Genomic DNA, 22635 nt, shown 5'->3' on the forward strand with positions numbered 1-22635 from the left:
TCCGCACCCCTTCGAGGAGAACCCGAGTGATACGTCCGTCCCCGCGCGTGCCCGCGCGAAGAGCGGCGCCCGCCGCCGTCGTCGCGGCCGCCCTGTGCGCGGCCCTCGTGCCCGCGCTGCCCGCCGCCGCGGCCGGGCCCCCCGCCGCGCCGTCGGACGCCAAGCTGGCCGCACAGCCCGCCCGCCACGATCTGACCCGTGAGCAGTTCTACTTCGTGATGCCCGACCGGTTCGCCAACGGCGACACCGGCAACGACCGGGGCGGGCTCACCGGCTCCCGGCTGGAGACCGGTTACGACCCCACCGACAAGGGGTTCTACCAGGGCGGCGACCTCAAGGGGCTGACCAGCAGGCTCGACTACATCAAGGGGCTCGGCACCACCGCCATCTGGCTCGCGCCGATCTTCAGGAACCGGCCCGTCCAGGGCACCGGCAAGGACGCCTCGGCCGGCTACCACGGCTACTGGATCACCGACTTCACCCAGGTCGACCCGCACTTCGGCACCAACGCCGACCTGACGAAGCTGATCGACAAGGCCCACGGCAAGGGCATGAAGGTCTTCTTCGACGTCATCACCAACCACACCGCCGACACCGTCGACTACGCCGAGAAGACCTACGGCTACAAGCCCAAGGGCGCCTACCCGTACCTCGACCGGAACGGCCGCCCCTTCGACGACAGCGCGGGCATGGCGAAGACGGACGCCGACTCCTTCCCGTACAAGCCGGTCACCACCGGCGGCAAGACGCCGTCCTGGCTCAACGATCCGACGATGTACCACAACCGCGGTGACTCGACCTATGCCGGCGAGTCCACCACGTACGGCGACTTCTCCGGGCTCGACGACCTGTGGACCGAGCGGCCCGAGGTCGTCTCCGGCATGGAGAAGATCTACGAGAAGTGGGTCCGCGACTTCGACATCGACGGCTTCCGCATCGACACCGTCAAACACGTCGACCTGGACTTCTGGACCCAGTGGGCGACCGCCCTCGACACGTACGCGGCCAAGCACGGCCGCGACGACTTCTTCATGTTCGGCGAGGTCTACTCCGCCGACACCGCGATCACCTCGCCCTACGTCACCCAGGGACGGCTCGACGCGACCCTCGACTTCCCCTTCCAGGAGGCGGCCCGCCAGTACGCCTCGCAGGGCGCCCCAGCCTCGAAGCTCGCCGCCGTCCTCGGCGACGACTACCGGTACACCACCGACAAGGCCAACGCCTACGAGCAGGTGACCTTCCTCGGCAACCACGACATGGGCCGCATCGGCACCTTCCTGAAGCAGGACAACCCGAAGGCCGATGACGCGGAACTGGTGAAGCGGGCCCGGCTGGCCAACGAGGTGATGTTCCTCAGCCGCGGCAACCCCGTCGTCTACTACGGCGACGAACAGGGCTTCACCGGCGCCGGCGGTGACAAGGACGCCCGCCAGACCATGTTCGCCTCGAAGACCGCCGACTACCTCGACGACGACGAGCTGGGCACCGACCGTACGCACGCCTCCGACGCGTACGACACCCAGCACCCCATCTACCGCTCCATCGCCGCTCTCTCCGAGCTGACCAGGAAGAACCCGGCGCTGCGGGACGGCGTCCAGACCGAGCGGTACGCCGAGGGCTCCGTCTACGCCTTCTCCCGTACGGACCCCGAGCGCGGCAACGAGTACGTCGTCGCCACCAACAACGGCGCCGGCGCGAAGACCGTCGAGCTGCCCACCGAGTCCGCCCGGATGGACTTCCGTACGCTGTACGGCGGTTCCGGCACGGTCCGCAGCGGCGCGGACAAGAAGGTCACCGTCACCGTGCCGGCCCTGTCCAGCATCGTGCTCCGCGCCGGGAAGCCGCTGGGCGCCCCCGCCGCCAGGCCGGCGATCTCCCTGAAGGCACCGGCCGCCGGAGCCACCGGCACCGTCGAGCTCTCCGCCGACGTGGACGGCGGCTCCCTGAACCGGGTCGTCTTCGCCGCCCAGCAGGGCAACGGGAAGTGGACCACGCTCGGGTCCGCCGACCACGCCCCGTACAAGGTCACCCAGACCATCGGCGACACCACCGCCGCCGGAACACCCCTGCGCTACAAGGCCGTTGTGGTCGACCGTGCCGGGCGCACCGCGAGCGCGCTCGCCTCGTCCACCGCCGGACAGGCGGCCGCCCCGGCGAAGCCCGTCGCCGTCGAACGCGACTACGCCGTCGTCCACTACAAGCGCGCCGACGGCGACTACGACGGCTGGCAGGCCAGGTCCGGCGAGAGCGCCGCGGACTTCACCGGGCGGGACGCCTACGGCGCCTTCGCCTGGATCAAGGTGCCCGAGGGTGCCTCCTCGGTCCCGTACACCGTCGAGAGGAGCGGCACCGCTGACGGGCCGGAGCGCGCCGTCGAGCTCGCGAGGACCGGACAGGTCTGGATCGAGCAGGGCGAGGACGGTCAGGCCGAAACCGCCCCCGAGGGTGCCTACCCGCCGCAGGACACCGGCAAGGCCGTCCTGCACTACTACCGGGCCGACGGGGACTACGACGGCTGGGGGCTGCACACCTGGACCGGCGCCAAGGAGCCCACCGACTGGGCCAAGCCGCTCCAGCCGGTGAAGAGGGACGCATCGGGTCTCACGTTCGAGGTCCCGCTCACCGACGGGGCCACCTCGCTCAGCTACATCCTGCACCGGGGCGACGAGAAGGACCTGCCCAGCGACCAGTCCCTCGACATCGCGAGCCACGGGCACGAGGTGTGGATGCTCGGCGGCACACCCGGCTACCTCCTCCCGCAGACCGGCGGCGTCCCCGCCCCCGACCTCACCAAGGCCGAGGCCCAGTGGATCGACTCCGCCACCGTCGTCTGGAAGGTGAAGGCCACCGAGGCCACCAGCCAGCAGCTCGTCTACGCGAGGAACGGCGGGATCTCCGTCACCGACGGCGCACTCTCCGACGAGGGCCAGTGGCTGCGGCTCAGTCCGTCCGCGCTGACCGACGCGCAGAAGGCGAAGTACCCGCACCTCAAGGACTACCCGGCGTTCACCGTGGACGCCCGCGACCGGGACCGCGTCCGTGACGCCCTGCGCGGCCAGCTGATCGCCACCCAGCGCGCGGCCAACGGCGCCCTGCTCGCCGCCACCGGGGTGCAGAGCGCCGGCGTGCTCGACGATCTCTACGGGAAGCCGGCGAGCAGCGCCTCGCTCGGCCCGGTCTTCCGGGGCGGCAGCCCCACGCTGTCCGTCTGGGCGCCCACCGCCCGCACGGTCTCGCTCGAACTCGGCGACAGGACCGTCCCGATGCGGCGCGACGACCGCACCGGCGTCTGGTCGGTCACCGGGAAGCGGGACTGGAACGGCAAGCCCTACCGGTACGTGGTGAAGGTCTGGGCGCCCACCGTCCAGAAACTCGTCACCAACAAGGTCACCGACCCCTACTCCACCGCGCTGACCACCGACTCCGCCCGGAGCCTCGTGGTCGACCTCGACGACCGCAAGCTCGCGCCCAAGGGCTGGGACGGGCTGCGCAAGCCCGCCGCGGTGCCGCTGCGCGACGCCCAGATCCAGGAGCTCCAGATCCGCGACTTCTCGATCGCGGACCCCACGTCCAAGCACCCCGGCGAATACCTCGCCTTCACCGACACCCGCTCCGACGGGATGAAGCACCTCAAGCAGCTCGCCGACTCCGGCACCAGCTATGTCCACCTGCTGCCCGCCTTCGATATCGGCACCGTTCCCGAGAAGAAGAAGGACCAGCAGAAGCCGGCCTGCGACCTGTCCGTCTACGCCCCCGACTCCGCACAGCAGCAGGCCTGTGTGGCGAAGGCCGCCGCGAAGGACGCGTTCAACTGGGGCTACGACCCGCTGCACTACACCGTCCCGGAAGGCAGTTACGCCTCCGACCCGGACGGCACCCGGCGCACGGTCGAGTTCCGGCAGATGGTGCAGGGGCTGAACGGCGCCGGTCTGCGGACCGTCATGGACGTCGTCTACAACCACACCGTCGCCGCCGGCCAGGACGGCAAATCCGTCCTCGACCGGATCGTGCCCGGCTACTACCAGCGGCTGCTGGAGGACGGCACCGTCGCCACCTCCACCTGCTGCGCCAACACCGCACCCGAGAACACCATGATGGGCAAGCTCGTCGTCGACTCGATCGTCACCTGGGCCAGGGAGTACAAGGTCGACGGCTTCCGCTTCGACCTGATGGGACACCACCCCAAGGCCGGCATCCTGGCCGTCCGCAAGGCCCTCGACGCCCTGACCGTCGCCAAGGACGGCGTCGACGGCAGGAAGATCATCCTGTACGGGGAGGGCTGGAACTTCGGTGAGATCGCCGACGACGCCCGCTTCGTCCAGGCCACCCAGAAGAACATGGCCGGCACCGGCATCGCCACCTTCTCCGACCGGGCCCGCGACGCCGTGCGCGGCGGCTCCCCGTTCGACGAGGACCCCGGCGTGCAGGGCTTCGCCACCGGCCTCTACACCGACCCCAACACCTCCGCGAACAACGGCACGAAGGCCGAGCAGAAGGCCCGGCTGCTCCACTACCAGGACCTGATCAAGGTCGGGCTCACCGGCAGCCTCGCCGGCTACACCTTCACCGACACCTCCGGCCACACGGTCAAGGGCTCGGACGTCGACTACAACGGAGCCCCGGCCGGATACGCCGCGGCCCCCGGTGACGCCCTCGCCTACGCCGACGCCCACGACAACGAGACGCTGTACGACGCCCTCGCCTTCAAGCTCCCGGCCGGCACCCCGGCAGCCGAGCGGGCCAGGATGCAGGTCCTTGCCATGGCGACGGCCACCCTCTCGCAGGGCCCCTCGCTCTCCCAGGCCGGCACCGACCTGCTGCGGTCCAAGTCCCTGGACCGCAACTCCTTCGACAGCGGTGACTGGTTCAACGCCCTGCACTGGGACTGCCGCGCGGGCAACGGCTTCGGCCGCGGACTGCCGCCCGCCGCCGACAACGAGGCCAAGTGGCCTTACGCGAAGCCGCTGTTGACCAATGCCGCGATCAGTCCCGGCTGCGCACAGATCAACGGCGCCTCGGCCGCGTACCAGGACCTGCTCACCATCCGCGCCACCGAGAAGGACTTCGGCCTCTCCACCGCCGGGCAGGTGCAGTCCACGCTCTCCTTCCCGCTCTCCGGCAAGGACGAGACCCCCGGGGTGATCACCATGCGGCTCGGGAAGCTGGTGGTCGTCCTCAACGCCGCCCCCGGCGCCACCACCCAGAAGGTCGCCGCCCTGGCGGGCAGGAACTACGCCCTGCACCCCGTTCAGGCGGCGGGCGCGGATCTTACCGTCAAGAAGGCGACGTACGAGCGGAGTTCGGGAAGTTTCACTGTTCCGGGGCGCACGGTGGCGGTGTTCTCCCTGCGCTGACCGCAACAGGTCTACCGTGAGGCCAGCCGCCGGGGAGAGCCGCAACAGCACACTCCCGGGCGCGCCCTCCCACTCCACCCGGCCGGGTCCCGGCCCCGATCCCGTACGCACCGGCAACCGCCTCGTCGGCCCGCCGGTGCCGTACCGGGCGCGGGGGCCGGGACCCGGCCTCTCCACCTGTTCAGCGACGGTGACGATGGTGAGCTACATCCCCGAGGAGACCACGAGCTTCGTCGGACGGAAGACGGAGCTGGGCCGGATCGAACGCGCCCTCGCCACCCGTCGGCTGACCACACTCACCGGCGCCGGCGGGGTCGGCAAGACCCGGCTGGCGGTCCGCGCGGCCGGTTGCGCGGAACCCGGCTACCGCGACGGCGCCTGGTGGGCCGACCTCGCTCCGCTCCACGACGACGGACTGCTCCTCGCCACCGTCTCCGACGCGGTCGGGCTCAGCGACCACACCCTGCGGATGCCCATGGACGTGCTGTGCGAGTGGCTCGCCGACAAGCAGCTGCTGCTCGTCCTGGACTCCTGCGAACATCTGCGCCCCGCCTGCGCCCACCTCCTCGGCGAGATCCTCACCACCTCACCCGGACTCACGGTGCTCGCCACCAGCAGGCAGCCCCTCGGCATCAAGGGCGAGCAGCTCGTCGAGGTGGAGCCGCTGCCCGTCGACGGCTCCGCCGACGCCCTCACCCTGTTCCGGGACCGGGCCGCCGCGGCCGCCCCGGGCACCGTGTTCGACGCATCGGGCACCGCCGCGGCGGCCGCCGAGATCTGCCGTCGGCTGGAAGGCATTCCGCTCGCCATCGAACTCGCGGCGGCGGGCACCGGCCGCCACACCGTCGAGCAGATCGCGCTGCGGATCGGCTCCCGCCTCGATCTGCTCGCCGACGCGTCGATCCGGCCGCAGCGCCACCGCACCCTGCGCACCACCATCGGCTGGAGCCACGAACTGTGCACCCCGCTGGAACGGCTGCTCTGGGCCCGGCTGACCGTGCTGCGTGCCGACTTCGACGAGGCCACGGCCCGCGAGGTCTGCGCCGGGGGACCACTCACCGGGGACGTGGTCCGCACGGCACTGCGCGGGCTGGTGGCCAAATCGGTCGTCGTGCGCGACGGCGTGCGCCACCGGATGCTGGACACCATCCGGGAGTACGGCCGGATGTGGCTGGCCGAACTCGGCGAGGAACGGGCCGCCGCCGACCAGCACGCCGCCTGCTTCCTGCAACTGGCCCGCAGCGCCCACGCGGGCTGGACCGGCGACGACCAGATCAGCTGGTACCACCGCATCGCCGACACGCACGCCGACCTGTGCGCGGCCCTCGACCACCTGCTCGTCCACGACACCGCCGCGGCCCAGGAGATGGCCGGCCGCATCGGCTTCTTCTGGTGCTGCTGCGGTCACCTGCCGCAGACCCGCGGCTACGCCCAGCGCGCTCTGGACGTCGGCCCGGCACAGGGCCCGCACCGCACCCGGGCCCTGTGGGTGCTCGGCATCTGCGTGATGCTCCAGGGCGACTACCCGGCCGCCGAGCGGATCGGTGAGGAATGCGTACGGGCGGCGGCCGACGACGGTTGCGACGAAGGCATCCTCGCCGCCGCGTACCTGCGCGGCCTCACCCATCTGATGGTCGGCCGGCCGGAGCTGAGCCTGCGCGAGGCGGACCGGGTGCTGCGCTGCACCGAGGCGGGCACCCCGCTCGAATCGGCCTACCGGCTGCGCTGCCACCTGATCACCGTCTTCGCCCTCACCGGCCTCGGCCGGCTGGACGAGGCGGCCGAAGCGGCAGTCGTCCTGCGCGCGGCCTGCGAGGCCATGGACGAATGCTGGACCCGCAGCTACGCCGACTACCAACTCGCCCTGATCGCCCTGCTCCAGGGCCGCGCCGAGGCGGCCGCCGCGCACGCCCGGTCCATGCTCGCCGGCAAGCACCGGCTCCGCGACAGCTTCGGCATCGCCCTCGGCCTGGACATCCTGGCCGCCGCGGTCGCCGCCCAGGGCGAGGGCGCCCACGCCGCCCGGGTGTACGGCACCGGACAGCTCTACTGGCGGATGGTCGGCCACCCGCAGCGCGGCACCCCGGAGCTGGGCCCGCTGCGCGAGGCCTGCGAACGCCAGGCCCGCGAGGCCGTCGGCGACGCCGCCTACCAGCGGGCCTTCGACCGGGGCCGGGCGGACAGCGCGGAAGCGGGCCTGGCGCTCGCGCTCCACGGCGAACTGCTCACCTAGCGGGCCCGGCTTGTGCACCCTCACCGGTCAAGGGAAGAGTGGGGCGGTCACCACCCGCGCCCTGCCCAGGAGAACGCCATGCCGCAGATCACCGTCGACTACTCCTCCCAGCTCGACGAGAGCTTCGACTTCCACGGCTTCGCGGGGGCGCTGCACCCGCTGATCGCCGAGACGGTCACCACCAAGATCGCCGCCTGCAAGACGCGCTTCCGCGAGGTCGCGGGGACGGTGGTGGCGGACGCCCCCGACGGCAACGCGATCGTGCACATCGAGATCGCGCTGCTGGCCGGCCGCACCCCGGAGATCAAGGCGCAGCTCACCGAATCGGTACTGGAACTGCTGGCAGGCCACATCCGGCCGACCGACGGGCTGACCCTGCACCTCTCGGCCGAGACCCGCGACCTCGACCCCTCCTACCGCAAGAGCTGAACCTACGGCAGCCGCTGCGCGGGCACGGCCGGCATGGCGGGTGCCAGTGCGGAGAGCCGCACCAGCAGGTCTGCGAACGGCCCGTCCGCCGGCTCCTGCGCGAGGGCCCGCAGCACGATGCCCGCCATCTCCTCGTTGTACGCGGCGCTCACGGCGGTCAGCGCCGCGAAGTCGTGCACGAGCTGCAACTCCAGCTCCGCGCGCGGGATGTGCCGCCCGTCCAGCCAGATCAGGGCCGTCGACTCGGCGAGCGACACCCAGGACCGTACGACCAACTCCAGCCGGGCCGGGGGTTCCTCGACTCCCAGGTGGGCCAGGATCTGCTCGCAGGCCGCCTGCCGCACCCCGTCGATCATCGCGTTCGCCGTGGACGATCCCACGGCCGGGCCGCCCCGCATCAGCGCGGCGAACCCCGGACCGTGCTCGTCGACGAAGTCGAAGAACCGTCCCATCACCCGCAACAGCCGTGCGCCCAGGGGGCCTTCGCGCGGCTCCAGGAACCGGGTCGCCAGCTCGTCGGCGGCCCGCCGCAGCGCCGCCTCGTACAGGCTCTGCTTGCCCGGGAAGTAGTGGTAGACCAGTGGCCGCGAGATCCCGGCGGCGGCGGCGATCTCGTCGATCGACACCTCGTCCGGGGAGCGGTGACTGAACAACTCCAGCGCGACACCGATCAGCTGCTGTCTGCGCTCCTCGACGCCCATCCTGCGCCGCACCCCGGTCGTCATGAGGAACAGCGTACCGACCGGCGCGAGCGGGACACGGCTCCCGGGTCCCCTCCCGGCCGCCTACAGATCCAGCACCAGCCGCTCGCCCCGGCACCGCGACACGCAGATCAGCATCGAGTCCCGCCGCTCCGGGTCCGTCAGGAGATCGTCACGGTGGTCGACCTCGCCCGCCAGGACGCGCTGTTGGCACGTACCGCAGAAGCCCTGCTCGCAGGAGTACGCGACGTGCGGCAGCTCCGCGCGCACAGCGGCCAGCGCCGACTGGCCCGCCGCCACCCGGACCGTGCGGCCCGAGCGGCGCAGCTCCACCTCGAAGGCCGCGGAGCCGGTGGCGTCCGGGGCCGCCGCGGAGAAGCGCTCCACGTGCAGGGTGCAGCCGGGCGGCAGCGCCGCGGCGACCGCCTCCATCAGGGGCTCCGGACCGCAGCAGTGGACCGCCGTGCCCGCCGCCGCGCCGGCCAGTGCCGCGGCGACATCCGGGTGGCCCGCCTCGTCCTGCGGTACGACGGTGACCCGGTCGCCGTCCGCGTCCAGCTCCTCGATCTCCTCCAGGAAGGGCATCGTCGCCCGGCTGCGGCCTCCGTACAGCAGCCGCCAGTCGGCTCCGGAGGCGGCGAGCGCGCGCAGCATCGGCAGGACCGGGGTGATGCCGATGCCGCCCGCGACGAGGACGTACGCGGGAGCGTCCGCCAGCGGGAAGCGGTTGCGCGGGCCGCGGATCTCGGCCTCCTCGCCCTCGCGGAGCCGGTCGTGCACCTCTGAGGAGCCGCCCCGGCCGTCCTCGGCCAGCCGGATCGCGACGGTGTACGTGTCCGGGTCGGCCGGGTCGCCGCACAGGGAGTACTGGCGGATCAGCCCGGACGGCAGCACCAGGTCCAGATGCGCGCCGGGCTGCCAGCGCGGCAGGCCGGAACCCTTCAGGCGGAGCAGCACGACGCCGTCCGCGGGAGTGGACCGTTCGGTGATCAGCAGCCGCCGTCCGGTGGTCGAACGGCGCTGCGAGTGGCCGGACACGGGCTCCTCCAGCGCCGGCAGCGGCCAGAGCGGGGACTTCTCGATGCGCCGGCGCATCGCCCGCTTGGCGAGCAGCGCGGCACCGGCCAGCACGACGGCGGTACGCAGCCGGGGGAGGGGCAGGGGCATGGTCAGCCGGCTTCCGTGGTGCGGGCCTCGGCGGCGACCGCGGCGGGTGAGTGGGCGAGATAGTCGACGGCCTGCGCCGTACTGCCCTCCTGCGTGGGGTGGTACGCCCGGCTCAGATAGCGTGGGACGGAACGCAGCATCGAGGGTGTGCTGGGCAGGGTGCCGCGCCTGCCGCTGCGGTAGAACTGCCGGAAGGACGCCCTGCCGTCCAGCAGGCTCGGGTCGTTCTCCATGAAGAACCGGGTGCCGCGCTGCCAGAGGAAGGCCAGCGCGGAGAACGCCGTCGCCCAGGTCCGCACCCGCCGCCGGTATCCGCCGTCGACATGCATGAACACATCGAAGGCGACCGACCGGTGCTCGACCTCCTCCGCGCCGTGCCAGCGCAGCAGATCCAGCATCGTGGGGTCGGCGCCGCGCCGGTCCAGCTCCTCGGCGTTCAGGATCCAGTCACCGAGGAACGCGGTGTAGTGCTCGATCGCCGCGATCGTCGCGACCCGCTCCATCAGCCACCACCTGCGCGCCCGGCCCGGCGGCAGCGTCCGGTCGCCGAGCAGCTTCTCGAAGAGCCAGTCGACCTGGGCCGTGTACGGGGTCGGGTCGAGGCCCAGCGCCTTCAGGTGCGGGAGCACGTCGTCATGGGCCTGGGAGTGCATCGCCTCCTGGCCGATGAACCCGATGACGTCCTCGCGCAGCTGCTCGTCGTGGATGTACGGGAGCACCTGGCGGTAGACGTGGATGAACCAGCGTTCCCCGGCCGGGAGCAGCAGATGGAGCACGTTGATGGTGTGCGTGGTGAACGGATCACCCGGCACCCAGTGCAGGGGCGTCCTGTCCCAGGCGAAGGAGACCCGGCGGGCCTTGAGCGTGATCCGCTCCGACGCGACCGCCGCTGGCTGCGTGTTAGACATGTTGTCAATGTACTGAGGGGTAGGCCCGGGGAACAGGGGCCTGCGGCGAATTCCTGAGCCCGGCCCCGACGGGCCCTCACCGCAGTGCCCCGACCCGGCTGCCGTCCGCGAGCCGCCCGTTCAGCTCCGCCCGGTCACCCGCCCTGGCGGGCACCGCGAGCAGCCGCCCCCGCGCGCGCCCCGTCACCCCGCCCGACGTGGTCAGCGAGGTGAACTGCTCACTGCCCGCCGCGAGCACGTACCACCGGCCCCCGTGCGACTTCCACAGCACGCCCGCCAGTACCCGCGGAGTGCGCGGCCCGCACGCGGGCGAGTCCTCGGAGCGCGCCGCGACGGCCCCCGGCGGACGGCTGCCGGGCGGCGCCAGGAACTGGGCGAGGACCCGGCTCCCGGTACCCCGCCAGGTCTCCGCCCGGGTGCACAGCCACTGGGCCGAACCGCTCCCCTCGGGCAGCGGCTGCGTCGCGTACACCCAGGAGTTGACCGACCGCACACCGTGCGAACGCACCGCGGGCAGCAGGCACGCGGTCCGCGCCCAGCTCCCGAACTCGGCCCGCCCCGCCACATCGTGCGGCTCCGACGGCGGGCCCGAGGTCAGCCGGGCCGGGGCGAGTTCACCGAGATCCGTCATCAGCCGGACCGCCGTGCCGTCGGACAGCTCGACCGCGTCCCAGGACCGGCAGCCGCCCGGGGCGCCCGGACCGGCCGGTGCGTCGGTCACCCCGTCCGGGGAGAGCAGCGCGTCGGTCACCCCGTCCGGGGAGCGGTGCAGCGCGCGCGGCGCACGGTCCGGCGCGAGCAGATCCCGTACCGACACCTTCCGCACCCAGGGCGCCGTCAGATAGCGGACCCGGCCGCCCGCGCGCTCCACGACCAGGGCGCCCGAGGATGCCGCGTCCGCCCCGTCGACCCGGGCGAAGTCGAGCGCCGCGCCCCGGGACGGATCGGCGTTGCGCGGCTCCGCGTACCGCACGACGCGCAGCCCGTCGTAGAACAGCGCCACCGCCGACGCGCCCACCTCGCCCGCGTACAGCAGCTGCGGTGCCCCCATCGGCGGCCCCACGGGCGTCCGCGGCGTCGCCGACGTCCGGACCCCGCTGCCCGGCCGCGCCCATACCGTCAGCGCCCGCCGCAGCAGCCGGGTGTCCTCGGTGCGGTCGCCCCGGGTGGGCCAGGCGGTGAAGTCGGTACGCGGCGAACGCCGCCAGAACGTCGCCGTCACCATCCGCAACGCCCCTGGATCCAGCGCCTCCTCGGCGGCCGGATTGCGCGCGTACGGCGGCGCGGCCGGGTCCCCGCGCCCCCAGCCGCCGCCCGGCAGCCCCAGCAGCGTCCCGCACACCAGAGCCGCGGCGGTGGCGGCCAGCGCGGCCCGCGCGTATCTGCGGCGGCGCGGCAGGTCCGGCGGCCTGGCCAGGAGCGAGCAGGGGTCGAACTCGGGCGAGGCCAGCAGCGCGTACGGCGCCGGGACCCCGTCCGCCTCCCGCAGGGCCGCGTGCGGATCCGCCACCCCCGCGGCGGCCAGCTCCCGCCGGATCTCGCAGTCCGCGAGCGAGTCGAGGCCACGCAGGACGAGCGCGGCGCGCGCCGGTCCGCTGACCGCCGACAGCCTCTGTTCCAGCGCGAGTTCCTCGGCTCCGCCGGAGTGCGGGAACAGCCGCAGCCCCCAGACCAGCGGCAGGACGGGCGGCAGCTGCGCGCGCCGCGGCCACCACCGCAGCCGCCGCGGCTTCCCCGCCGCCAGTGCGTTGCGCAGCACCTGCCGCCGGACGTACGCGTAACCGGGACCGGCCGCCGGTGCGCGGCCGGGACGGCTCGGCAGCCGGAGGCCTGCGCAGTCCGGCGATCCGGCCGCCCTGCGCGCGGCCTGCAGGGAGCGCTGGGCCAGGGCATGGGCCGTGAGGACGCGCCGGGAGCGGCTCGGCGAGGGCGGCAGGACGAGATAGCCGAGCCGGACCAGTCGCGGGTAGTGCTCGACGAGTGAGGCCTCGGACTGCTCCGCATCGACCGGTGCAGCGGCTGACGGTACCTCTGGCAGTGGGCGCACATTCAGCTGAACGAGCGAATCGTGCGATGGTCACTCCGGGCGCACCTGCCCGGAGCCGTTGTGCCGCGCGGGCCACGGGACGGCACCGTGGTGGTCCTTGGCTGGACGGCGGCCCAACTCTCAAGCGAACTGCATAAGTTGTGGATCGATGGGCGCCGCTGTCATCCGGTTGGCCAGGGTCGACATCGTGTAGGCGCCGATCCCCAGTACCACTTCCAGCGCGTTGCGGGAGGTGTAGCCGTGCGACAGGAACGACTGGAGCGTGCCGTCGTCCACGGCCCCGCTCGCCTCGATCACGGCGAGGGTGAACCGCCGTACCTCCTCCAGGTGTTCGTCCGGCAGCGGGCTCCCGCCGCGCAGGGCGGCGATGATCTCGCTGTCCGCGCCGAGGGCGGTGAGCTTTCCGGTGTGCATCGCCACGCAGAGGTGGCAGCCGTTGCGGGTGGCCACCGTCATGATCAGGACCTCGCGGGAGAGCGGATCCAGGGTCGTCGACTCGAAGAGCGCGCTCATCTTCAGGAAGCCGTTGAGCAGCTCCGGCGACGAGGCGAGCCGGCCGACGGCGGCGGGCAGACGGCCCTGCTTCGCCGTCACGGCCGCCATGGCGGGGCGGGCGGCGGCAGGAGCGGATTCGAGGGTGTGGTCGGGGAAGGCGGATAGGGGCATGGCTGACCTCTCGCGGTAAACTCGACAACGTGATTGACGAAAAGGTAAACGAGGTTGTCGGGTTTCGCAATGGCTGAGCGCGTGGAAGGGGGGCCGGGAGGGGGTGCGGGAGAGGTCTCTCCGGGCGTCCCCGGTGCGGGCTTCGAGCTGCCCCTGCTGCTGTTCGCCGGCTTCCGGTCGCTCATCGACGACCTGCACCGCGAGCTGGCCGAACAGGGTCACCCCGAGGTGCGGCCCGCCTACGGCTACGCGCTCCAGGCGGTGGGCCGCGACGGGGCGACCGCCAGCGAGATCGGCCGACGGCTGGGGGTCTCCAAGCAGGCCGCCGGGAAGACCGTCGACCGGCTCGAAGGCCTCGGATACGTCGAGCGCGCCGACGATCCGCAGGACGGCCGCCGCAAACTCGTCCGGCTCTCCCCGCGCGGAATCGACGTACTGGTGCGCTCGGCCGAGGGCTTCGACCGGCTGCGCGCCCAATGGGTCCGGGCGCTCGGCGCCGAACGGGTCGCCGCCCTGGAGTCCGACCTGCGCGCCATGGTCCCAGCGGACGCCTTCAGGCTCGACGCGACGAGCTGGTTCAACGGCTGACCGGGGCCGGTGAAGGCTTGGACTTTACCCACAAGAGATAGGACGTATGTGACAGGCGCCCTTCCCGCGGGCCCCTCGGTGCGGCAACATGCACGCGTCGGTACCCAAGAGATCCGACCACTCGTGGTCGAGAATGGGAGGGAACCATGGCACGACGCACCCATGTGCTCAGCGCGCTCGCACTGGCGGCCGCCGCCGCGCTCATCCCCGTGACCGCCACGGCGCAGCAGCCCGCACCTCGGCAGCCGGCACCGTCCGGCACCCCGTGCGGCGCGCCCGTGAGGCCTGCCTCGCAGATGACGGTGGAGCCCTGTGACAGCCCCGGCCGGATCATCGAGAAGGCGGCGAACATCGTTCCCACTCCGGGCCAACTGGCCTGGCAGCAGCGGGAGGTCACCGCCTTCACGCACTTCGGGATGAACACCTTCACCGGCCGCGAGTGGGGCTCCGGCACGGAGGACGAGAAGCAGTTCGCGCCGAAGAGCATCGACGCCGACCAGTGGATGCGCGCCTACAAGGCCGCCGGCATCAAACAGGTCATGCTGACCGTCAAGCACCATGACGGCTTCGTCCTCTACCCGAGCCGCTACACCGACCACTCGGTCGCCCTCAGCCCCGGCAGCCCCGATGTCGTCGCCCTCTATGTGAAGGCCGCCCGCAAGGCGGGCCTGAAGGTCGGCCTCTACCTCTCACCCTCCGACGGCGCGGAACTCCCGCACGCCTGGCACGCCGAGTGGGTCGAGCAGATCCGGGCCAAGCAGGCCGAGGGCAAACCGCTGAGCCTGCCCGAGCGGATGGCGCTGGCGGACGGCGACCGCGCCCCCGCAGGCCAGGGCCGCTTCGGCAACGGCAGCGCCGTCACCGAGCGCACCATCCCCACCCTCGTCCCCGGCGACGACCGCGCCGCCCGCGTGAAGAGCGGCAAGCTGCCCGCCTTCAAGGTGAAGGCGGACGACTACGACGCGTACTACCTCAACCAGCTGTACGAGATCTTCACCCAGTACGGCCCGGTCGAGGAACTCTGGCTGGACGGCGCCAACCCCTGGTCCGGCTCGGGCATCACGCAGAAGTACGACGTCAAGCAGTGGTTCGACATGGTCAAGGCGCTGTCGCCGAACACCGTCGTCTTCCAGGGCCCGCAGGGCGTCCGCTGGGTCGGCAACGAGTCCGGCGTCGCCCGCGAGACCGAGTGGAGCGTCACCCCGCACACCACCGACCCATGGACGGGGCTCGGCAGTCTCCCCAACGACTCGACCGAACCCGACATCGGCTCCCGGGCCAGGCTCCTCGACCCGGCGATCAACTACCTCCAGTGGTACCCGGCCGAGGCCGACGTCTCCAACCGACCCGGCTGGTTCTACCACCCCGACGAAAAGCCCAAGACAGCCGCGCAGTTGATGGACCTGTACGAGAAGAGCGTCGGGCGCAACGCCTCGCTCCTGCTCAATGTCCCGCCCGCGCCGGACGGCCGGATCGCCGACGAGGACGTCGCCTCGCTGACCGCCTTCGGGGCGGGCCTGCGCAGGGTCTACGGCGCCGATGTGCGCAAGCAGGGGCGGGGGCCGTACACCTTCGACCGGGTCGCCGTCCGTGAGGACATCCGGCACGGACAGCGGGTGGAGAAGTTCGCCGTGGAGGCCCGGGTCGACGGGACGTGGCAGCGGATCGCCGACGGCACCACCATCGGCCACGAGCGCATCCTGCCGCTGCCCGGGGCCGTCACCGCCTCGGCGGTCCGGATCAAGGTGCTGGAGTCACGGGCGAAGCCGTACCTGGGGGCCACGACGCTGCACCTCACCGCCGCGCCGGCCACGTCCTAACCGCGGTCCAGATACGCGAGTACCGCGAGAACGCGGCGGTTGTCGTCGTCGGAGGGCGGCAGGCCGAGCTTCCCGAAGATGTTCGAGGTGTGCTTGGCCACCGCCCGCTCCGTGATCACCATGTGCGAGGCGATCGCCGCGTTCGAACGGCCCTGGGCCATCTGCTCCATGACCTCTCGCTCACGCGGCGTCAGCCCGCCCATCGGCTTGTCCTGCGAGCGCCGCGACAGCAGTTGCGAGATCACCTGCGGGTCCATCGCGGTGCCGCCCGCGGCGACCCGGCGGACCGCGTCGATGAACTGGTCGGCGTCGAAGACCCGGTCCTTGAGCAGATAGCCGATGGCGCCGTTGCCGTCCGCCAGCAGCTCACGTGCGTACAACTGCTCGACGTGCTGGGAGAGCACGAGCACCGGCAGGCCGGGTCTGGCCCGCCGGGCCGCCAGCGCGCACTGCAGCCCCTCGTCCGTGTGGGACGGCGGAAGCCGGACGTCGACAACGGCGACGTCCGGCTGCAACTCGGCGAGGGCTCTGGTCAGTTCCGGTCCCGTCTCGACGGCGGCCGCGATCTCGAAGTCGTACGCCTCCAGCATGCGCACCAGGCCGTCGCGCAGCAGGAAGAGATCTTCGGCTAGGACAACTCGCAAGGGATCTCCATGGTCACCATGGTGGGACCGCCCGCGGGGCTGCTGACGGCCATGATGCCGTCGAATGTACCGAGTCGGCGTTCGACCCCGCTCAGACCCGAGCCCGATCCGGTCGACGCACCGCCCTTTCCGTTGTCCGTGACGGAGATCCTCAGCATCCCCTCCGCATCGTGCAGATCCACCCAGATCCGGTCCGCGCCCGAATGCTTCGCGGCGTTCGTCAGGATCTCGCTGACCGCGAAGTACGCGGCCGACTCGACCGGGGCCTGGGCGCGACCGCTCAGCTCCACGTCGACCTCGGTCCCGATCGGCATCCGCAGCGCCAGCGCCTTGACCGCGTCCCCGAGACCGCGCTCGGCGAGGACCGGCGGATGGATGCCCCGTACGAGATCACGCAGCTCCGTGAGCGCCTCCGCGGACGACTCGCGGGCCATCGCCAGGAGCTTCTTCGCCTGCGCCGGGTCCTTCTCGACCAGCGCCTCGATGGTGCCCAGATTCATGCCCATGGCGACCAGCCGGGCCTGCGCACCGTCGTGCAGATCGCGCTCGATGCGCCGCAGCTCCGAGGCGGCGGTGTCGACCGCCTCGTGCCGGGTCTCGGTCAGCCGGTCGATGCGCAGGGCGAGCTCCTGCTCATGGGTGGGGGCCAGCACCGAGCGGGCGATCACGAAGTGCGCGTGCAGCAGCCGTTCGCTCAGCAGTACACCGGTAGCGAAGAGCGCCACCCCGAGCGCCGCGGCGGCGAGCGCCGTCGCCTGACTGTCGACCGGGACGAACCCGTACCAGTACCGGTCGTGCGTGAAGACCCGCCACAACCCCGCCGCCAGGACGAAGCCCTCCACCGGGTAGATCATCAGCGCCGCCGCCAGGATCGACACCACATAGCCGGCCGTCATGTCGACCAGGAGCCACTGGATGTCCCGCCAGGTCGCCGGGTCCTTCAGCATCAGCCCGGTCCGCTCCACCTGTCCGGTGAACCCGCTGCGGACATCCGTCGGGAAGGGCCGGTACGGGACCGGGATACGGACATCCGACCAGGTGATCGCCAGCAGCCGGCGCTGATTGGCGTGCTTGCGGACCGCCGTCAGCACGTACGGGGTGGTGACCAGCCCGATTCCCAGCGGGATGAGGGAGATGGAGACCACCGCCAGCACGAACAGCGTGACCGACCCCACGATCGAGGCGAACGACAGCACCAGCCCGCGCCCAGCGGCCAGCAGCGCGGCCCTTGTCCGTCCGTGCGGCGTGTTCATATCGGTCCCTCTTCCCTCGCCGGCACTCGTGGCAGCCCCGGTCCGCACACAGTCTGACGCCTCGGGCGGCCGAGGTGTCAGCCGTTTCGACACCCGGCCGGGGTGTACCCAGCACCACCCCCGTTACCTCGCCCTACGTCACGCGGAGTGGGGGTTCCAGCGGCTGGGGCGGCGGGCCCGGGGTTCCTAGATTCGAGGTGTCTTTTCCGACGACTACATTCAGGGGGCGAACCCGCCATGGGGCGCAATCTCGCGGCACGTATCGGTGTGTGGAGCGCACACCACCGAAAGACGGCCATTCTCGGCTGGCTGCTCTTCGTCGTGCTCGCCGCGGGCATCGGCGGTGCGTCGGGCATGGTCGAGATGACCAACGCGGAGAACGGCGCGGGCGACTCGGCGCGTGCCGAGCAGATCCTCTCCGACGCCGGCCTCAGCCACCGGTCGGGCGAGCTGGTCATGGTGTCGTCGGCCGAGCCGGACGGCTGGCGGACCGCGGCGCGGGAGCTGACCGCGGCCCTGGGGAAGACCGGTGAGGTGACGGGCCTCGCGGCTCCGGTCGCCTCCGAGAACGGCAAGGACGCACTGATCACCTTCGAGATGAAGGGGGACGCTGCCACCGCGTCCGACCGGGTGCAGCCCGTCCTGGACGCCGTCGAGGGGGTCCAGAAGGAACGGACGGACGTCACGGTCCACCAGTTCGGCGACGCCAGCGCCGGGAAGTGGCTCGGCGACCTGCTCTCCGACGACTTCAAGAAGGCCGAGTTCACCGCCGTACCCCTGGCGCTGGGCATTCTGCTGGTCGCCTTCGGCGCCGTGGTCGCGGCCCTGCTGCCCGTCGGGCTCGCGCTGACCGCCTGCCTGGCCGCCTTCGGTCTGCTGTCGCTCGCCAGCCACCAGCTGCACCTCTTCCAGACCACGTACTCCGTGATGTTCCTGATGGGCTTCGCCGTAGGCGTCGACTACTGCCTCTTCTACCTGCGGCGCGAGCGGGACGAGCGGGCGGCGGGGCGCGACGCCGAGACGGCGCTGCGGATCGCCGCGGCGACCAGCGGCCGGTCCGTCCTGGTCTCCGGGCTGACCGTCATGGTCGCGATGGCCGGCATGTTCCTGTCCGGACTGCTGCTGTTCAAGGGCTTCGCACTCGCCACGATCATCGTGGTCTTCATCGCCATGATGGGCTCCGTGACGGTACTGCCCGCACTGCTCTCCTGGCTGGGCGACCGGATCGACGCCGGACGGGTGCCGCTGCTCAACCGGCGCGGCAAACGGGGTACGAAGCAGAGCGGCCGGATCGCCGGCAAGCTGCTGCGCCCCGTCCTGTCCAAGCCGAAGTTCTTCGCCGCCGCCGCGGTCGTCGTGCTGCTCGTGCTGGCCGCGCCCGCCCTCGGTATGAAGACCGAGGAGCTCGGCCTGGAGAAGCAGTTCGGCTCCAACTCCCAGCTCGCGGTCGCCTACCGCAGCATCAGTGAGGCCTTCCCCGGCGGGCCCGCCCCGGCCCAGGTGGTCGTCGAGGCGGACGACATCGAGGCACCCGGCGTACGCAAGGCACTCGACGGCTTCGACAAGGTGGCCGTCCACCGGGCGCAGAACGTCGCGGAGATCGAGATTCCGCTGCCGCACGGCGAGAGCGATCTGACCGAACTGCGCGAGGAGCGGCTGCCGGCCGCGTTCGACGGAACGGGCGCCCGTGCCTATGTGACCGGTGAGGTGGCCGGGTCCACGGACTTCAACGACCAGCTGAAGCGCGGCATCCTGCCCGTCTTCCTCTTCATCACCGCGGTGACCTTCCTGGTGATGCTGTTCTGCTTCCGCAGCTACGTCATCGCCGTCACCGCGATCCTGCTCAACCTGCTCTCGGTGGGCGCCGCGTACGGAGTGATGGTCGCCGTCTTCCAGCACGGCTGGGGCGCCTCGCTGATCGGCTCGGAGGGCGTCGGCGCGATCGAGTCCTGGATGCCGCTCTTCGTCCTGGTCGTCCTGTTCGGGCTCTCGATGGACTACCACGTCTTCGTGGTCTCCCGGATCCGCGAGGCCCGCGGCCGCGGTCTCTCCACCCCGGCCGCGATCGACGAGGGCATCCGGCGGACGGCGGGTGCGGTGACCGGCGCGGCCGTGATCATGGTGGCGGTGTTCTCGGTCTTCGGGACGCTGTCCATGCAGGACATGCAGCAGATGGGCGTCGGCCTGGCCGTCGCGGTGCTGCTGGACGCGACGATCGTCCGGATGGTGCTGCTGCCCTCCGTGATGGCGCTGCTCGGCGAGCGGAACTGGCGGACCCCGCGCGGACTGTCCCGGCTGCCCGCCCTGGACCACAGCGAGCCGGAGCCCGGCCCCGCGGCGGACCCGGTGGGAACGGGGCTGCGCGGCTGAACCCCGGCACCCGCGGTGGGCCCCGGCTCCGGTACGTACCGGAGCCGGGGCCCACCGCGCGCTGCTCAGGGCGCGTACTTGTACCCGACGCGCCGCACCGTCTGGATCGACCGGCGGTGCTCGACGCCCAGCTTGCGGCGCAGCCGGGCGATGTGGACGTCGACGGTGCGCCCGTCGCCGACATGCCCGTAGCCCCAGACCGTGGTGACCAGCTGGTCGCGGGTGTGCACCCGGTGCGGGTGCGCCACCAGATGTGCGAGGAGCTCGAACTCCAGGTAGGTGAGGTCGAGCGTGTTCCCGTTCACCGTGGCGGTGCGCTGGACGGGGTCGATGCGCACCGGACCGGTGGCCGGGTCCTCCAGCAGTTCCGGCACCACGTACTGGGCGGCCCCGGCCGCCGCGGCCGCGAGCGCCGGCTGCTGGTCGGCGGGGACGAGCACCAGATAGCCGACCATCGGCGGCCGGCCCGGCCGCGCGGGCAGGGTGTGCTGGGGTGCGGGCAGCCAGGTCGTGCCAGGCGCCAGGAACGCGGCCACATCGGCCGGCTGGAAGACCTCGTCCGGCGCGACGGCGCGCAGCCGGTGCCGGTTGGGGGAGGGCGGACGGTTGGGGGTGGCCGCAGCGGTCGCCGTCTGCGCTGCGGTGGCAGCGGCTGCGGCGGAGAAGGTACGGGTGTTCGCCATGAGGGTCAGCTCTTTCGCGCGAAGGAGTCGTCTGTGGACGGACTTGCTGCGTGCGCGCGGACCGAAGACCGGGGTGAGCGGCTTTAGAGGGCCAGCGCGTTCAACGCGCGGCAACACACCCGGTCGAAGTCGTGATGCTGACGGGAAGGCCAGAAGGGCTCGAGGTCGCTGCGACCTGTCGAGGTGTGCTGGAAGCTGGCCATGCCCCCATTGAACCAGAGAAAACGACCCCGCAGCAGACCTCTCCCACCCGTCGATACGGACCCTTTGCGTTACCTTCCTCACCTCGGGCGCCCGTGGATCGGGCCTCCGGTGCGGACGGCCGGATTCCCCGTCCGGACCGGATTCCCCCTCCCGACCGGGCCGGGAGAGGTCCTCGCCCTCAACCCACCAGCCGCTTGCGCCGGCCACAGCCGCTCCACCAGCAGGCGTGCCTGCGCCGGGCCCACCGGGTGCACGCCGTCCTTCACCAGGCAGTCCTCGGCCGACTCGGCGAGCTCCGCCACGCTGCCGTACCCGCCGCGCGGCAACGCCCGCACCCGCTCCTCCAGTTGATCGAGGATCTCCGGCGCGATCCCCGGCACGGGCTCCGGCTCCGGCAGGCGCCACACCTGGACGAACTCGCCCGGGATGTCCGCCCCTCGTACGGCTGCTGCCGCGGGATCAGGCCTGGCCGGCCTTGTCCAGCGCGGCGCAGCAGGTGTCGACGATCAGCCGCGTGACGACGTACGGGTCGACGTTGGCGTTCGGACGGCGGTCCTCGATGTAGCCCTTGCCGTCCTGCTCGACCTGCCACGGGATACGGACCGAGGCGCCGCGGTTGGAGACGCCGTAGCTGTACTCGTTCCACGGGGCGGTCTCGTGCAGACCGGTCAGCCGGTCGTCGATGCCCGCGCCGTAGTGCTTGACGTGGTCCATCGGCTTCGAGCCCTCGCCCAGCGACTCGCACGCCGTGATGATCGCGTCGTAGCCCTCGCGCATCGCCCTGGTGGAGAAGTTGGTGTGCGCGCCCGCGCCGTTCCAGTCGCCCTTGACCGGCTTCGGGTCGAGGGTCGCGGAGACGTTGAAGTCCTCGGCGGTGCGGTAGAGCAGCCAACGGGCGATCCACAGCTGGTCGGAGACCTCCAGCGGAGCCAGCGGGCCCACCTGGAACTCCCACTGGCCGGGCATGACCTCGGCGTTGATGCCGGAGATGCCCAGGCCCGCCTTCAGACAGTTGTCGAGGTGCTTCTCGACGATGTCGCGGCCGAAGATCTCGTCGGCGCCGACGCCGCAGTAGTAGCCGCCCTGTGCGGCCGGGAAGCCGCCCTCGGGGAAGCCGAGCGGCCGGTGGCCGTCGAAGAAGGTGTACTCCTGCTCGATGCCGAAGATCGGCTCCTGGCCCGCGAACCGCTCGGCGAGCGGGCGCAGTCCGGCACGCGTGTTGGACTCGTGCGGGGTCATGTCGATATGGAAGACCTCGCACAGGACCAGGACGTCGTCACCCCCGCGGATCGGGTCCGGGCAGGTGAAGACCGGCTTCAGCACCCGGTCGGAGGCGTGGCCCTCGGCCTGGTTGGTGCTCGACCCGTCGAAGCCCCAGATGGGCAGCTCCGACACGTCGGAGGACGGGGAACCGGGCAAGATCTTCGTCTTGGAGCGGAGCTTGGCGGTCGGCTCGGTGCCGTCGATCCAGATGTACTCAGCCTTGAACGTCACGGAAGCCATCCTTCGGGGGTGCTGCGGTCTATGCAGCGCAGCTTCGCAAGACGCGATTTCCCGTCCGTTGCCCT

Annotated in this window: 16 protein-coding genes; 6 read left to right on the forward strand and 10 right to left on the reverse strand. The window is 71.8% G+C overall.

Translation table 11 applies throughout. The annotated features are described in order from the left end of the window. Window positions 1–26 precede the first annotated feature (26 nt). The 3 genes from pulA (at window position 27) to OG322_RS27980 (ending at window position 8016) form a co-directional block, all read left to right on the forward strand. Complete coding sequence (pulA, locus tag OG322_RS27970) at window positions 27–5354, forward strand: pullulanase-type alpha-1,6-glucosidase (protein WP_329307173.1); 5328 nt, start codon at window positions 27–29, stop codon at window positions 5352–5354. A gap of 196 nt (window positions 5355–5550) precedes the next feature. After that, window positions 5551–7587 (forward strand): ATP-binding protein, encoded by a 2037-nt coding sequence (locus tag OG322_RS27975; protein WP_329307776.1) that lies wholly within the window; start codon window positions 5551–5553, stop codon window positions 7585–7587. Between the two features lie 78 nt (window positions 7588–7665). After that, window positions 7666–8016, forward strand: a complete 351-nt coding sequence (locus tag OG322_RS27980; RefSeq protein ID WP_123470271.1) for a 5-carboxymethyl-2-hydroxymuconate Delta-isomerase — start codon at window positions 7666–7668, stop codon at window positions 8014–8016. A gap of 2 nt (window positions 8017–8018) precedes the next feature. Here OG322_RS27980 and OG322_RS27985 read toward each other — a convergent pair whose 3' ends face one another. The 5 genes from OG322_RS27985 to OG322_RS28005 form a co-directional block, all read right to left on the reverse strand. Beyond that, window positions 8019–8741 (reverse strand): TetR/AcrR family transcriptional regulator, encoded by a 723-nt coding sequence (locus OG322_RS27985; RefSeq protein ID WP_123470269.1) that lies wholly within the window; start codon window positions 8739–8741, stop codon window positions 8019–8021. 60 nt (window positions 8742–8801) lie between these two features. After that, window positions 8802–9878 (reverse strand): PDR/VanB family oxidoreductase, encoded by a 1077-nt coding sequence (locus tag OG322_RS27990; protein WP_185095737.1) that lies wholly within the window; start codon window positions 9876–9878, stop codon window positions 8802–8804. A gap of 8 nt (window positions 9879–9886) precedes the next feature. Continuing rightward, the gene (locus OG322_RS27995) at window positions 9887–10792 is read right to left on the reverse strand and encodes a metal-dependent hydrolase (protein ID WP_123470265.1); all 906 of its coding nucleotides are present in this window, start codon (window positions 10790–10792) and stop codon (window positions 9887–9889) included. Window positions 10793–10868: 76 nt separating this feature from the next. Then, complete coding sequence (locus OG322_RS28000; RefSeq protein ID WP_124283875.1) at window positions 10869–12839, reverse strand: hypothetical protein; 1971 nt, start codon at window positions 12837–12839, stop codon at window positions 10869–10871. 120 nt (window positions 12840–12959) lie between these two features. Beyond that, window positions 12960–13505: a carboxymuconolactone decarboxylase family protein gene (locus OG322_RS28005; protein WP_266412176.1), complete on the reverse strand. Its 546-nt coding sequence runs from the start codon at window positions 13503–13505 to the stop codon at window positions 12960–12962. 69 nt (window positions 13506–13574) lie between these two features. Between OG322_RS28005 and OG322_RS28010 the strand changes: the two genes are divergently transcribed. Further along, window positions 13575–14093 (forward strand): MarR family winged helix-turn-helix transcriptional regulator, encoded by a 519-nt coding sequence (locus tag OG322_RS28010; protein WP_266412177.1) that lies wholly within the window; start codon window positions 13575–13577, stop codon window positions 14091–14093. 146 nt (window positions 14094–14239) lie between these two features. Next, window positions 14240–15913, forward strand: coding sequence for an alpha-L-fucosidase (locus OG322_RS28015; RefSeq protein ID WP_206432303.1), 1674 nt, complete (start codon window positions 14240–14242; stop codon window positions 15911–15913). Here OG322_RS28015 and OG322_RS28020 read toward each other — a convergent pair. Together OG322_RS28020 and OG322_RS28025 are read right to left on the reverse strand one after the other, a co-directional pair. Next, complete coding sequence (locus OG322_RS28020; RefSeq protein WP_123470255.1) at window positions 15910–16557, reverse strand: response regulator transcription factor; 648 nt, start codon at window positions 16555–16557, stop codon at window positions 15910–15912. The two genes, OG322_RS28015 and OG322_RS28020, sit on opposite strands and share 4 nt — an antisense overlap. Further along, window positions 16542–17810 carry a sensor histidine kinase gene (locus OG322_RS28025; protein ID WP_123470252.1) on the reverse strand — a complete coding sequence of 423 codons (1269 nt, stop codon included), beginning with the start codon at window positions 17808–17810 and terminating at the stop codon, window positions 16542–16544. Before OG322_RS28025 ends, OG322_RS28020 begins: the two co-directional genes overlap by 16 nt. A 237-nt stretch (window positions 17811–18047) precedes the next feature. On the opposite strand from OG322_RS28025, the gene OG322_RS28030 reads away from it, so the two are divergent. Then, on the forward strand, window positions 18048–20180 hold the full coding sequence (locus tag OG322_RS28030) for an MMPL family transporter (RefSeq protein WP_329307174.1): 2133 nt from the start codon (window positions 18048–18050) through the stop codon (window positions 20178–20180). Window positions 20181–20245: 65 nt separating this feature from the next. On the opposite strand, the gene OG322_RS28035 is transcribed toward OG322_RS28030, so the two are convergent. The 3 genes from OG322_RS28035 to glnII all read right to left on the reverse strand — a co-directional run bounded on the left by OG322_RS28035 (window position 20246) and on the right by glnII (window position 22561). Then, on the reverse strand, window positions 20246–20863 hold the full coding sequence (locus tag OG322_RS28035; protein WP_329307175.1) for a winged helix-turn-helix domain-containing protein: 618 nt from the start codon (window positions 20861–20863) through the stop codon (window positions 20246–20248). A 281-nt stretch (window positions 20864–21144) separates the two neighbouring features. Continuing rightward, window positions 21145–21447, reverse strand: a complete 303-nt coding sequence (locus OG322_RS28040; RefSeq protein ID WP_123470248.1) for a hypothetical protein — start codon at window positions 21445–21447, stop codon at window positions 21145–21147. Between the two features lie 79 nt (window positions 21448–21526). Further along, the gene (glnII, locus tag OG322_RS28045) at window positions 21527–22561 is read right to left on the reverse strand and encodes a glutamine synthetase (protein ID WP_123470246.1); all 1035 of its coding nucleotides are present in this window, start codon (window positions 22559–22561) and stop codon (window positions 21527–21529) included. Window positions 22562–22635 lie beyond the last annotated feature (74 nt).

The organism is Streptomyces sp. NBC_01260, from assembly GCF_036226405.1.
Lineage (GTDB): Bacteria > Actinomycetota > Actinomycetes > Streptomycetales > Streptomycetaceae > Streptomyces > Streptomyces laculatispora.